This window comes from Vibrio sp. EA2 (assembly GCF_033042495.1).
Taxonomy (GTDB): Bacteria; Pseudomonadota; Gammaproteobacteria; order Enterobacterales; family Vibrionaceae; genus Vibrio.
The window spans coordinates 266,864-279,966 of the sequence record NZ_JAWLID010000003.1; the positions used below are offsets into that span (position 1 = coordinate 266,864).

Here is a 13,103-nt window from a genome sequence, read left to right on the forward strand (position 1 = left end):
TTGATTAAGCTAAAAGGGAGCCGAATATGGCTCCCTTTTTTATTTCATAACCTTACTCAGGTACGCCTTTATGCTTAAGCGTTTTGTTGTGTCGATAGTCTTTTTTTTCATGGCTGTTGTGTTGGGCTTTCAAATTATCTTCACGGTTCCAGAGCAACCGCAAATTATTACCCAAACAGGGGAAGAAGTTACTGAAGATATTCAGTGCATCGAGTTTGATGGTTCACAAGTATTAGATGATGATGGTGAGCTCAATGTGTTGATTTGGAATATCTACAAGCAGGGTAAAGATACTTGGCAAAGTGCGCTTGATTCATTTTCCTCTGACCGGCAGTTGTTATTACTGCAAGAAGCCAGTATGACAGAACCGTTCAAGCAATGGCTGGTGGACGGTGGTTGGATTAGCAACCAGGTAAGTGCGTTTAAAGCGTTGGGCAGTGGCGCTGGCGTTATTAATATTGCACAAAAGCTGCCTGAGAAAGCCTGTGCTTATACATCAACGGAGCCGTGGCTGCGTTTACCAAAATCCGCACTCTACAGTCAGTACCGTTTGAGTAACGGTAGTATACTTGCCGTCGTTAATATACACGCGATTAATTTCACTGTTGGAACGGAAGAATACTACTCTCAAATAGCGGCTTTGGAGGAATTGCTTAAACAACACTCTGGGCCAATTCTGTTTGCTGGTGATTTTAACAGCTGGAATGAGTATCGATTGGAGGCAATGAAGCAAGCTTTACAACAAGCAAACCTGCAAGAAGTGGCGTTTTCACCGGATCATCGAACCCAGTTTATTACCGGACAGCGACTCGACCATGTGTTTTATCGTGGTCTTGTGCTCAAAAACGCGAAAGCGCCGCAGAGCGACGCTTCCGATCATAATCCATTACTGGTCTCGTTTAGCCTAGACGATTAGGTGACGACAATATAAAGCGCCCAAACCACGTAAAACATAATCCATGGCAGGCTTGAAATAACCAAAGCCTGTCCACGTTCGAACTCTGTCCAGGTCAGGACAACACCGTAACCTAAAACGATGTACCATGGCAGTAGCAATGGCAGTGAACTTGCGAAGTGAGACCATTCATTAGTTAGCGGCAGTTTCAGCAGGCCATTCAGGCTGTTGAGATCTGCAGCGTATGTCATTACTTCACCATGCTTGAGTATTAAGCTCGCATAGCTTGCAATATCGCCCAGTACGGCTGGGAACAAAATCGCACAAGAGGCGGCAAACCACTTCCAATAGCCGTACTGCTGTTTACTGGCTTTGGTTGCAAGAAAGAACCAAAACGCTAGCAGAAGCAGTGTCGCAAATCGGTTAACGACATCGTTAATGATTGCACTCGCCATTAACGTGTTTGGTTCCAGCAAGTCGATCTGCTGGGGATCGATCTGTTGTAACTGTGCGCTTAGCTGTTCACTTAGCCAAGTAAAGTCCACGTTAGAGAAATACGCGCCCCAAAACAGGAACGGGCTGACCATCAATAGGATAAAGGGTTGCCACCCCCAGCCTCCACGCTGATATAGCGCTAAAAAGCACGAGGTTGGCGAACGGAATATATCCAGCAACATCACAAGCGGGTTGCTTGATGGGCTCATACACTTACCTTAGTGACGTCAACGTACAGCTTAAGCTTCTGTCCTGGTTGCAGGTATTTCTTCTTTTGCAGAGAGTTCCATTTCACAATGTCGTTACTCTTCACCTTGAACTTACTTGCGATGCCGCTGATGGTGTCTCCAGAACGTACATTGTAGAATACAGTACGAATGATGGAGTCACTCGCCGCTTTCTTCCAAATGACAATCTTCTGGCCCTTTCTTAACGTGTCTTTTGGTCCCATGCCGTTCCATTTAGCAAGAGATTTGTACGATACGTTATTGTCACGGGCAATTGACCACAAGCTTTCACCAGACTGTACCACGTGCGTCAGCTTAAGCTGCCCACGTGATGTAGATTGTGTCTTGCTTAAGCGGTTCTTCGCTGATAATGCGTATTTCGCGTCATCTTTAGTCGATGTCGGGATCAGCAGATGCTGGCCAATGCGAATATTATCACTCGACAAACCATTAGCACGGCGAATCACTTTCGTTGTCGTGCCATATTTTTGCGCCAATACACCGAGTGAGTCACCCGATTGTACTTTGTAGCGCGCTACTTTAACGCCTTTACCACGGTTCTGTTCCACCTGAGCAAGGAACGCATCCTTCTTTTCTATTGGAACAAGAAGCTTATGTGGACCGCTTGGCGATGTAGACCACTGATTATAGGCCGGGTTGTAGCTTTGTAGCTCTTTTACACCAATGCCTGCATAATCGGCTGCAATCGCGAGATCAAGTTGTTCTTTTGGATCAACCAATGCTAATACTGGTTTATTCGGGATCGCCGGAATGTTAAGACCGTATTTATCCTGATTTGCTACCACATCAGCCAGTGCTAGGAGCTTAGGCAAATAGCTGCTGGTTTCTTTAGGTAAATCCAAAGAGAAAAAGTCAACTGGCTTACCACGGCTCTTGTTCTTGCGGATCGCTCTGGATACACGACCACCACCGCTGTTGTAAGCCGCAATAGCATGTTCCCAGCTACCATCAAACTGCTTGTTCAACTTCACAAGGTAGTCTAATGCTGCATCAGTAGAGGCTGCTACGTCGCGACGCCCGTCATACCAGTAGTTTTGTTCAAGGCCCATCATTTTGCCGGTACCCGGAACAAATTGCCAAAGACCGGCAGCACTACCATGTGAATAGGCAAATGCATCGAACGAGCTTTCAACCACTGGCAATAACGCCAGTTCCATCGGTAAACCTCGTTTTTCAATCTGTTCAGCGATCATGTACAGAAACGGTTCTGCACGTTGTGATACTGTTTTAAGGTGGTTTGGGTGTTTAAGATACCAGGTACGGTAGTAATCCACCTTTTTATTGTGTGGGATGTCCATTTCAAGCTGCATGGCGATACGTTGCCATACATCTTCTTGTTCCTGAGGAGAAAGCACCTTTGGCGACTCTTTGGCCGTCTTACTTGCCAAAGATTGCTTACTTTTTGCTTGTTCCTTAGCTGCTTTTTGCTTGGCAGCTAGCTCTGATTTGTTGGTCTCTGGTGTTGACGTTGTTGAATCTGGAGAGGTCATCTGACAACCAGAAAGCAATAACGCCAAAGCCAAGCTGTACTTCAAACGCATGGATTCAGCCTATTTAGGGCCTTTTTATCTTCTCCAGCCTGTCGCGTAGCAAGCGCTACGTGGCAATCGCAAGATAATAGACATATTTCTTTAAACACTAATAAAAGAGGTTAAAACCTCTTAATATGAAATGAGTAGACATAAAATTAGATTTATATCCTGCCCAAAACGCAGAGAAGCGCCGGAAGCGCCTCTCTGAAAAATCAATCCATGATAATACTGGGGTCTTGTAAACTTACAAGTAAAAATTGGTTAAAATTCGTTCTTCCACACTCTTAATGCCGTAAAAACTGAGCATGGATCGTCACTTTTTATGCGATTCGTCACAGACTTAATGACTTCTGGGTGGGTAGTTCGTAAAAATGGGTTGATCCATTTCTCTTGACGTAGCGTCGTTGGCAGGGTAAGGATTTTCAACGCACGTAGTCGATTTACATCATCACGGTACTGGCGAAGCTTCTCGTTATCTGGCTCGACCGCAAGGGCGAATGCGACGTTACTGGCGGTGTACTCGTGTGCACAATAGACCTGAGTTTCTTCCGGAAGCGCTGAGATTTTACTCAGTGAGTCAAACATTTGTTCTGGTGTACCTTCAAAAATTCGGCCACACCCTGCGGAAAACAGCACATCACCACAAAACAATTTGCCATCACCAACATAGCCAATATGCCCCAGCGTATGACCAGGCAAGCCCATAACCATAAAGATTTCACCGAACAGCTCTAATTTGTCGCCTTCTTCCATTGGTGCGGTTAGCGTCGGGATCGGCTCCGCTTTTGGACCGACAACGGTAACATTAGGAAAGGCACGAACTAAATCTGGAACGCCACCAATGTGATCATTGTGGTGGTGTGTAATCATGATCGCTTCTAAAGTTAACTCGTTAGCTTGTAAATAATCTAATACAGGTTTTGCATCACCCGGATCAACAACGGCACAGCGTTTATCGTTATTTTGAATTAACCAGATGTAATTGTCATTAAATGCGGGTATGCTTTTGATCTCTAACACGATTCGTTCTCCGTCACCCATTTTAATCAGGTGGTTAATGAAACCAGCACTCAGCAACAAAACTATACCACACCCATCTACTTGGTCTGATATGAATAACGGACCTTGGGTGCTTGAGTCAATCCAAACTCGGTTTGATGAGTGGTGCCCGAAACTCTTCGGTTACCACATGCTCAAACTGGGCGGGTTGAGCTGTGAGCTAACCAGCAGTAATTGTAATATTCAACACCAAGTCAACGTAGATATCCAGAACCCGTTGCATAATGTCGTTGCAGATGGTTACGAATTACCCTTTTTAGAAAAAAGCTTTGATGTTGTCATTCTGGCTCATCAGCTTGACTATGCAAGCGATCCTCACCGTCTGCTAAGGGAAGTGGACAGAGTGATGATGGATGACGGCTACCTGATCATTACTGGTTTTAATCCATTTAGTTTTACAGGCTTAGCGAGCGTGCTCCCATGGCGCAAAAATAATTTGCCGTGGAGTGGTCGAATGTTTTCATCCAACCGTGTTCAGGACTGGCTGGGTCTGCTTAATTATCAGGTGGTTCATCGTGATCGTTATGCGCTTTTTCCTATGACACGCTATCGTACGATGTGGACTTGGTTAGAAAACAGTTTAGGGGAATGGGCATCACCTGCGGGTAGTTTGTATTACATTGTTGCCCGAAAACGAACTTACCCTCTCAAGCCAATCAAGCCACACTGGCGTTTAAAGAAAAAGCTTACCCCCCTTGGGGTAATGAATCGAGAGGGCACCGGAGTGAAAAAGATATCAAGCGATAAGCACTAGGTGGCTTGATAGCCGGTATCTTCTTCAGTTGGGTTTTCAGCAGCCGTTCGGGCTAACTCATCACAGATTTCGTTTTCTCGGTGTCCCGCATGACCTTTGACCCAATGCCATTCAACTTGGTGGCGCGCTGTTTCTTTATCGAGCGCTTGCCATAAATCGGCGTTCTTCACTGGCTTTTTGTCCGCGGTTTTCCAACCCCGTTTTTTCCAGTTATGGATCCACTGTGTAATGCCTTGTCGAACATATTGGCTATCGGTTGTTAATGCAACTTTGCAAGGCTCTTTCAGCGTTTGCAGAGCTACCACTGCTGCGAGCATTTCCATGCGGTTGTTGGTCGTTAGGGTATAACCTTTGGAGAGGGTCTTTTCCACATCTTTGTAGCGTAAAACGATGCCGTAACCACCTGGTCCAGGGTTACCTAAACAAGATCCGTCAGTGAAAATCTCAACGTGTTTGGTCATATTTTTGGTACTATTAGCCGAAACATTTATTAAAGCATAGTCTGACACATATAAGCTTATGAATACCAGCAGCAATTCTGAATATAATCGCATTGTGGTTCTCGATACCGAAACCACGGGTATGAACCGAGAAGGTGGTCCTCACTACATGGGACACCGCATTATCGAAATCGGTGCCGTGGAGATCATAAACCGCAAGTTGACCGGCCGTCACTTCCACGTCTATCTAAAGCCTGATCGCGAAATTCAGTCAGAAGCGGTTGAAGTTCACGGTATTACCGATGAATTCTTAGTTGATAAACCTGAGTACGCCAGTGTGCACCAAGAGTTTATCGACTTCATTAAAGGGGCTGAACTGGTTGCCCATAACGCGCCCTTCGATACCGGGTTTATGGACTACGAGTTTGAAATGCTCGATCCAACTATCGGTAAAACGGATGATTTCTGTAAGGTCACCGATACCCTTGCTATGGCGAAGAAAATCTTCCCGGGCAAGCGAAATAACCTCGACATCCTATGTGAACGCTACGGCATAGATAACTCGCACCGTACACTCCACGGGGCTTTGCTCGATGCGGAGATCCTGGCTGACGTTTACCTGTTTATGACGGGCGGCCAAACAAGCCTTGAATTTAACGCCAATAAACAAGAAGGCGGTGTAGAAAGTGTTCGCCGGGTTGAAGGTAGAAAAGCGCTAAAGGTTTTGCGCGCAAGTGCCGATGAATTAGAGGCGCACCAGAAAAGATTGGAGCTGGTGAACGACTGTATTTGGCATCAGTAGGAGAAACTATGTTGAGGGCTTTGTCGGTTGCTATTCTGGCAATTTGGAGTTGTCTTGCGAGTGCCGCGAGCGAATCTACCATGTCTCTGTTAGATAATCGCTTTCGTGTCGATCCGAGTATCGAGCAAATTACCTTTCTGGTGCATCGTGAGAAAAGTTCTCAACCTGTTGTGTTAGTTCGCCCCGACGGTAAAAAATACTTTGCTTGGGGCTCTTACGATAATCTTCGTTGGTATCAGGAGCCTACACTCGATATTGTGTCAATCGATGAGCCGATGCCAGGCCCCTGGCAAGCCGTGGGTAAAGTCACGCCGAAAAATAACATTCGTTTAATTTCCCACTTGAAGCTAAGCACAGACGCTTTTCCTAATCATTTATATAACGGCGAAGCGCTCAAATTTACCGCCCGACTCACTTCAGATGATAAACCACTTGTTTTAAGAGACTTTCTCGACCGAGTTAACCTCCAGGTTACCTTCACCAAGTTTGTTGACAATGAAGATGAACTTATTAAAGAGTCGCGTCCGGTGCCAATAGTGCTTGGTGAATTCAAAGATGACGGCCGAGAACTGGATGAGCAGGCTGGTGATGGGGTATTTACCGTTCAGTTGCCAATTGAAGTCCAGCCGGGAAAATATCGTGCACGTATTGTCTCGGGAAACGGCGTTTTCTTGCGTGCTCAAGAGCAGGTCGTACTGGTGTATCCAAATCCCATCTCGCGCACCTTTATTCAATCTCATGAACAAAACCAACCTCATCAGCTGGTGGTTAGTGGCGAGCAGGGCATGATTGCTCCAGGTTCCATCTTAGTTAGTGTGGAAAAAAGCGCGCCTGATGGCTTTAAGAGCCACGGCCAAGGTCAGGTTTCTCAAGATGGTTTGAAAGCGACAGTGGATTTAACTAACGATGCTGAACTGGGTAAGCACTCATGGCACGGCAGTATATTTGCCACCGATTTTGCCACTCAACGTCCGCTGATTTTTCCAATTCAGGAGCAGACATTCAGCGTGGTTGACGACGTGGACTTGGAAGCTGCGCGTAAAGCTAAAGAAGCCGAACTCGCCGAACAGCACCGTATCGATATGGAAAAAAGCATTATTGCCGAACGTGAAGCGGAGCGTAAGCGCAGCATGACCATTATTGCTGTCGGTAATGTGGTGATGCTAATCATCGGACTCTTAGTTTGGCTGATATGGCGCAAGCTAAAAGCAAAAAGGGAAGCAACACCCGAGATGCAGCTGAAAATGCCCAAGAATTAGAATTAGAATTAGAATTAGAATTAAGAAAGGGTGACTGTCGCTACACTGGGATTATCGGGTCATTCCAGCGAGCCATAGCGAGACTAGGAATCTAATATCAGCATGCTGAGAAGATATAAGAATATCTTTGACAACAAAGTGCTCGGATAGAAGACCCTGAATAACGCTCCTTCGTCGCTGTTCAGGGTGACGCTAGACTTGGATATGCTAATTGCTGTTAAACGACCGGCATTAAGCCACTTCGGGAATCGGTCTTGGCGTTGGCTCCAAGTCTGGTTCTTTTTGCACCGCCGGGATCTGTCCTTCACCAACAGCACTGATGTAGCATCCGCTAAGTTTGATGGCGAGATACATATCAGCACGCAGTAAAATCCCGCCGTCGCTGGTGCTAATGCCTGTTAGATCACACCATTGACGTAAGCGTCGTTTACGGCCAGCAAGAATTAATCGTATGCCTCGTTTCTTCAGCATTTCATGAAGATCCGACACGGTTGCCATCACGCTTAAGTCAAGATGAGTAAAGCTGGATACGGCGTCTACCACGATACAACTGACGTCTTTGGTATGTTCTGCATGCTCCAATACCCGGCGCTTAAAGTAAGGGGCATTAAAGTACGTCAGTGGTGAGTTAAACCGGTAAATCACCATCCCTGGTATCCGAGTGGCTTTGCCTGAGCTATCGAGCGTTCGTATGGTGCCTTTTTCATCCAAACCAAGGATTTGATCGCTTGGGCGCATGACTATCCGCAAAAATTGAAACAGTCCTAACAGCACAGCTAAGGTAATTCCCGGAATCACGCCAATGACCAACACCGACAGAAAAGTGATGCTCGCAAGATTGAAGGCATCTTTGTCGCGCTGGCGCAATTTCCATATTGCTTTTAGATCGAGCAGCGATAATGAAGCGATGATCAATACCACGCCAAGTGAAGCGATAGGGATAAACTGTAAAGGCTCATAAATAAAGACCGCGATAACCGCGATAGTCAGTGCAGCAATGATAGAGACCAACTGTGATTTACCGCCATTAGCGTCGTTCACTGCGGTACGAGAGTCTGCACCACTGATAGCAAAACCTTGTGAAAATGCCGACGCGATGTTGGCAAAGCCCAAGGCTCTGAACTCTTTATTGGCATCAATGTCATAGCCGTTTTTGGCTGCGAAGCTGCGTGCAGTGAGCATCATGCTGACAAAGCTGACAATGGCAAGGTTCAATGCCGGGATCACCAGTTCACGCACCTCTCCCAATTCAAACGTTGGTGTTTGAAACTGAGGAAAGCCGCCTTGTGTAATTCCCACCACTGAAACGCCCATATCTTGTAAGTGGAGTAGCCAAACAGAGCCAGTCGTGACCAATATAGCAAGCATGGCGGCTGGCCAAGCGGGACGAAAGCGCTTGCTTAGCAGATAAAACACAATTGTCGCAATACTTAACGATACGGTAGGCCAGTGAACTTCAGTTAAGCGTTGAGGAGCTTCCCATAAGCGTTCTAGTAGGTAGCGTTGCTCGTATCGCCAGCCAACGACTTTAGCAAACTGGCTGACAATGATGGTCAGAGCGACACCGTTAAGTAGCCCAAGCAGAATCGGTCGGGAGAGAAAATCGGCAAAAATGCCTAACTTAAAGCGACTCGCAACCACACACCAAATACCCGTCATCGCCGTCATGGTCATAACAAGTTGCCAATGCTTGGTGGGATCACCTGCTGCAAGAGGGGTGACAACGGCGGCAATCACGGCGCAGGTTGCTGCATCAGGACCAACAATGAGTTGTCGTGACGTACCCATCAAGGCATAAACCAACATCGGTAGCACACATGAATAGAGGCCGATAACGGCAGAAACTCCGGTTAATTGTGCATAAGCGATGGCGACAGGTAAGGCAACGGCAACGACAGAAAAAGCAGCTCGAAAGTCATTAGTGAACCATTCACGCTGATAATGCTTAAGCTGAACGAGACCAGGGAACCACTGCGAGAATAATTTTTTGGCCACAGACGCACCCTCAAAAAATGGTTTATTTACAGTAAAGTATACATCGTTCTGTTATTACGTCCGTGAACTAGCTATCAGTCACCCCAGCGTGAAGTCGACTTGTTCCCATTAGTTTCAGTCGCAAACATGAAAATACGCTAAGTAGAGAACAAAAAAAGCGGGAGCCATTTGGCTCCCGGTTTTCTTATTGACCACTACTTGGATTTGCTTAGGCGACACTGTCCATCTGGACATAACTCGGCTTTGCTGCCAATTGCTCTGGTTCAAAGTCATCGACATTGATGGTATCCAAACGGTGCTGCTCTGCTTCTCTGAGAAGTTCCGCTTCTTCCTGACTAATAATTCCTTGCTCTAGCCCTTCTTCCGCAATCATATCCAGACGTAAGAACGGGCGACGTTTGCCTTGCGCTTTACACACTTTGTCGAATACTGGCTCGGCTTGCAGAATGACAGACAATGCTAATTCAATCTTACCTGCCGGGTTATGTTCTGTTGGTGCCAGGTACTGACCACGACCAATGCGCGAGCGGGTTGCACTCGGGGTTTGCAGAATGCGCGCTACTTTACTGTCAAGCTTGTCGCTTGGCGCTTTACGTACACGACCAAATGGCATGAGCATTACGCGCAGTGCACGACCCATTACTTTGTTCGGGAAGTTTGCCAGGAATTCATCGACGGCGATTTCTGCTTGCTTCAAGCTATCTTGCAGCGCCCAGTGAACCAGAGGTAAATCTTCAACCGGACGGCCGTCTTGTTCAAAGCGTTTTAGCGCCGCTGAACTTAAGTAAAGTTGACTGAGAATATCGCCAAGACGAGCTGATAGACGCTCTTTACGCTTCAGCGAGCCACCAAGTACCGCCATCGAAATATCAGACAGAAGGGCTAAGTTAGCACTGTAGCGGTTCAATTGTTGGTAGTAACGTTTAGTCGCATCTTTAGTTGGTGCAGATGAACCAAGGCCATCGCTTAAACCAAACCAGATGCTGCGTACAAGGTTACTCATGGTGAAGCTCACATGACCTGCAAGCGCCTTATCAAACTTCTCAACAGCGTTACTTGCGTTAGAGTGCGCCGCGTTCATTTCTTCCAGAACGTATGGATGACAACGAATCGCACCCTGACCGAAGATGATCATCGAGCGGGTCAGAATGTTCGCGCCTTCAACCGTCACGGCGATCGGTGCACCTTGGTAACCACGAGCCAGGAAGTTTGAAGGGCCAATACAGATACCTTTACCACCAACGATGTCCATAGCATCAATAATGCTCTGCTGACCACGGTGGGTACAGTGGTACTTCACGATTGCAGATATGACGGACGGTTTCTCGCCAAGGTCGATACCAGCCACGGTTAAGTTACTTGCCGCGTCCATGACGTAGGCGTTACCACCAATACGTGCCAAAGGCTCTTCGATGCCTTCCATGTGGCCGATAGGCTGTTTGAACTGACGACGAATACGCGAGTAAGCACCGGTTGCCAGTGCAGCTGTTTTAATACCACCCGTTGAGTTTGAAGGCAGTGTGATACCACGACCGACAGATAAACACTCAACCAGCATACGCCATCCTTGGCCTGCCATCTTCTCACCACCGATAATGAAATCGATAGGAACGAAGATATCTTTTCCTCGAGTTGGACCGTTCTGGAATGGTACGTTGAGAGGGAAGTGGCGATTTCCGATTTCAACGCCTTTTACATTCGTTGGGATCAGCGCACAGGTGATACCGAGATCTTCTTTGTCACCAAGTAAGCCTTCAGGGTCACGCAGTTTAAAGGCAAGACCAAGCACCGTTGCTACAGGAGCAAGCGTGATGTAACGCTTATTCCATGTCAGACGCATGCCCAAGACTTCTTTGCCTTCCCACTGACCTTTACACACCACACCGTAGTCGGGGATAGAGCCCGCATCGGAACCTGCTTCTGGGCTGGTTAGGGCAAAACATGGGATCTCTTTACCTTCGGCCAGACGTGGGAGGTAGTAATCCTTTTGCTCTTCTGTACCGTAGTGCTGAAGCAGTTCACCAGGACCTAAAGAGTTCGGTACGCCAACAGTAGAAGAGAGAACGCCAGAAACACCGGTCAGTTTTTGCAATACCAGTGATTGCGCGTAAGCAGAAAACTCCAGACCACCGTATTTCTTCTTGATGATCATGGCGAAGAATTTGTTGTCTTTCAGGTATTGCCAGACTTCAGGAGATAAGTCGGCCAGTTCATGGGTCACCTGAAAATCGTTAACCATGGCACAGACTTCGTTGACCGGGCCATCAAGGAAAGCTTGTTCTTCGGCGCTCAGTTTAGGTGCTTTAATAGCATGCAGCTTTTGCCATTCAGGTTTACCCTTAAAGAGCTCAGCTTCCCACCAGACTGTACCTGCATCTAAGGCTTCCTTTTCAGTTTGAGACATAGCTGGCAGCACTTTTTTGAAAGCGACTAACGCCTTGCGACTGATAAGAGACTGACGAATACCTGATACGGCAAATAGGGCGATAGCAAGAATGTAAATTGCCCAGCCCCAAAAGCCTGCAGAGCCAGCAATAGTCAGCACCAACATGGTCGCAGTGAGCAGGCTGACGGATTTTACGAGTGACATTCGGTGATAGAGCGTAAAGCCCAAGACGATTGTCATCGCAACGATTGAAAGCAAGATGTCCATATGTGTTTTCCTTTTCAGACTTTATAAGTGTTGCATGTCCGTTTTCTGATAAGAGGTCTAACCAGTTCTCTTAATTGTAATCAAAGTATTAACGAATTGTAAAACCAAAGGTTGGGTAAAAAGTGATCTAAGTAGAGTAATAATTCTAAAAGTGCGATTTAGGTGCTGTTATATTGAGCAAGCTACTAAGTTTATGGCTGCTACCAATCCAAATCTGTTGCTTCGCTATCGACACTAATTCTCGTTTGTGGGTAAACTCTCAGTAATGAAATGTCTGATACTAGGTTGGTGTCAGAACCATTTGCTGAGGTAATGTGAAAGCATGCCGAGGACCGACATAATAAAGAGAACGTCTTATGTACCAAGATCTGATTAAAAGTGAACTGAACGAAGCGGCTGAAGTGCTCAACAAATTTTTAAGCGATGACCATAACATCGCTCAAATTGAAGCGGCTGCGAAAATGATTGCGGATTCTTTTAAGCAAGAGGGCAAGGTGCTTTCATGTGGTAATGGTGGTTCACACTGTGACGCAATGCACTTCGCTGAAGAATTGACGGGTCGTTACCGTGATAATCGCCCGGGTTATGCTGGCATTGCGATTTCTGACCCAAGCCACCTTTCTTGTGTGAGTAACGATTTTGGTTACGACTTTGTTTTCTCTCGTTATGTCGAAGCGGTGGGGCGTAAAGGTGATGTTCTGTTTGGTTTATCGACATCTGGCAACTCTGGCAATATTCTTAAAGCGATTGAAGTTGCGAAAGCAAAAGGCATGAAGACCATTGCACTGACAGGTAAAGACGGTGGTAAAATGGCAGGTCTGGCAGACGTTGAAATTCGTGTGCCTCACTTTGGCTACGCTGATCGTATTCAGGAAGTTCATATTAAGATTATTCACATCGTCATTCAGTTGATCGAAAAAGAGATGGAATAAATCAGGCGGTAGTTCCTGTTTCAAGGTTGGTATTTTTAA

At 46.5% G+C, this 13,103-nt stretch carries 11 protein-coding genes; 5 read left to right on the forward strand and 6 right to left on the reverse strand.

Annotated elements, in window-relative coordinates; genetic code table 11:
- Nucleotides 1–70 precede the first annotated feature (70 nt).
- A complete protein-coding gene (locus tag RXX31_RS09200) occupies nt 71–916 on the forward strand; it encodes an endonuclease/exonuclease/phosphatase family protein (RefSeq protein WP_317588891.1) in 846 nt (281 codons plus the stop codon).
- Here RXX31_RS09200 and RXX31_RS09205 read toward each other — a convergent pair.
- The 3 genes from RXX31_RS09205 to gloB all read right to left on the reverse strand — a co-directional run bounded on the left by RXX31_RS09205 (nt 913) and on the right by gloB (nt 4,190).
- Nucleotides 913–1,599 carry a YIP1 family protein gene (locus tag RXX31_RS09205; protein WP_317588893.1) on the reverse strand — a complete coding sequence of 229 codons (687 nt, stop codon included), beginning with the start codon at nt 1,597–1,599 and terminating at the stop codon, nt 913–915. The genes RXX31_RS09200 and RXX31_RS09205 overlap by 4 nt on opposite strands.
- A complete protein-coding gene (locus RXX31_RS09210; protein ID WP_317588894.1) occupies nt 1,596–3,179 on the reverse strand; it encodes a LysM peptidoglycan-binding domain-containing protein in 1,584 nt (527 codons plus the stop codon). Before RXX31_RS09210 ends, RXX31_RS09205 begins: the two co-directional genes overlap by 4 nt.
- 252 nt (nt 3,180–3,431) lie before the next feature.
- The gene (gloB, locus tag RXX31_RS09215) at nt 3,432–4,190 is read right to left on the reverse strand and encodes a hydroxyacylglutathione hydrolase (protein WP_317588895.1); all 759 of its coding nucleotides are present in this window, start codon (nt 4,188–4,190) and stop codon (nt 3,432–3,434) included.
- Nucleotides 4,191–4,227: 37 nt separating this feature from the next.
- Between gloB and RXX31_RS09220 the strand changes: the two genes are divergently transcribed.
- Nucleotides 4,228–4,983, forward strand: a complete 756-nt coding sequence (locus RXX31_RS09220) for a class I SAM-dependent methyltransferase (RefSeq protein ID WP_317588896.1) — start codon at nt 4,228–4,230, stop codon at nt 4,981–4,983.
- Here the strand turns inward: RXX31_RS09220 and rnhA are convergent.
- The gene (rnhA, locus tag RXX31_RS09225) at nt 4,980–5,444 is read right to left on the reverse strand and encodes a ribonuclease HI (protein ID WP_317588897.1); all 465 of its coding nucleotides are present in this window, start codon (nt 5,442–5,444) and stop codon (nt 4,980–4,982) included. The two genes, RXX31_RS09220 and rnhA, sit on opposite strands and share 4 nt — an antisense overlap.
- A 58-nt stretch (nt 5,445–5,502) precedes the next feature.
- Here rnhA and dnaQ point away from each other — a divergent pair, with 58 nt between their 5' ends.
- Together dnaQ and RXX31_RS09235 are read left to right on the forward strand one after the other, a co-directional pair.
- Nucleotides 5,503–6,225, forward strand: a complete 723-nt coding sequence (gene dnaQ / locus RXX31_RS09230; RefSeq protein WP_317588898.1) for a DNA polymerase III subunit epsilon — start codon at nt 5,503–5,505, stop codon at nt 6,223–6,225.
- Nucleotides 6,226–6,233: 8 nt separating this feature from the next.
- Nucleotides 6,234–7,484, forward strand: a complete 1,251-nt coding sequence (locus tag RXX31_RS09235) for a TIGR03503 family protein (RefSeq protein WP_317588899.1) — start codon at nt 6,234–6,236, stop codon at nt 7,482–7,484.
- A 231-nt stretch (nt 7,485–7,715) separates the two neighbouring features.
- Here RXX31_RS09235 and RXX31_RS09240 read toward each other — a convergent pair whose 3' ends face one another.
- Both RXX31_RS09240 and fadE read right to left on the reverse strand, forming a co-directional pair.
- Nucleotides 7,716–9,479, reverse strand: coding sequence for a SulP family inorganic anion transporter (locus RXX31_RS09240; protein ID WP_317588900.1), 1,764 nt, complete (start codon nt 9,477–9,479; stop codon nt 7,716–7,718).
- Between the two features lie 208 nt (nt 9,480–9,687).
- Complete coding sequence (gene fadE, locus RXX31_RS09245; RefSeq protein WP_317588902.1) at nt 9,688–12,132, reverse strand: acyl-CoA dehydrogenase FadE; 2,445 nt, start codon at nt 12,130–12,132, stop codon at nt 9,688–9,690.
- 356 nt (nt 12,133–12,488) lie between these two features.
- Here fadE and lpcA point away from each other — a divergent pair, with 356 nt between their 5' ends.
- On the forward strand, nt 12,489–13,064 hold the full coding sequence (gene lpcA, locus RXX31_RS09250; RefSeq protein WP_317588904.1) for a D-sedoheptulose 7-phosphate isomerase: 576 nt from the start codon (nt 12,489–12,491) through the stop codon (nt 13,062–13,064).
- Nucleotides 13,065–13,103: the final 39 nt, after the last annotated feature.

What these genes read in the sequence shown, in the direction of transcription:
- RXX31_RS09200 (WP_317588891.1), top strand. Translation starts at nt 71, where the DNA reads ATGCTTAAGCGTTTTGTTGTGTCGATAGTCTTTTTTTTCATGGCTGTT.
- RXX31_RS09205 (WP_317588893.1), bottom strand. Translation starts at nt 1,599, where the DNA reads ATGAGCCCATCAAGCAACCCGCTTGTGATGTTGCTGGATATATTCCGT.
- RXX31_RS09210 (WP_317588894.1), bottom strand. Translation starts at nt 3,179, where the DNA reads ATGCGTTTGAAGTACAGCTTGGCTTTGGCGTTATTGCTTTCTGGTTGT.
- RXX31_RS09220 (WP_317588896.1), top strand. Translation starts at nt 4,228, where the DNA reads ATGAAACCAGCACTCAGCAACAAAACTATACCACACCCATCTACTTGG.
- rnhA (WP_317588897.1), bottom strand. Translation starts at nt 5,444, where the DNA reads ATGACCAAACACGTTGAGATTTTCACTGACGGATCTTGTTTAGGTAAC.
- dnaQ (WP_317588898.1), top strand. Translation starts at nt 5,503, where the DNA reads ATGAATACCAGCAGCAATTCTGAATATAATCGCATTGTGGTTCTCGAT.
- RXX31_RS09235 (WP_317588899.1), top strand. Translation starts at nt 6,234, where the DNA reads ATGTTGAGGGCTTTGTCGGTTGCTATTCTGGCAATTTGGAGTTGTCTT.
- fadE (WP_317588902.1), bottom strand. Translation starts at nt 12,132, where the DNA reads ATGGACATCTTGCTTTCAATCGTTGCGATGACAATCGTCTTGGGCTTT.
- lpcA (WP_317588904.1), top strand. Translation starts at nt 12,489, where the DNA reads ATGTACCAAGATCTGATTAAAAGTGAACTGAACGAAGCGGCTGAAGTG.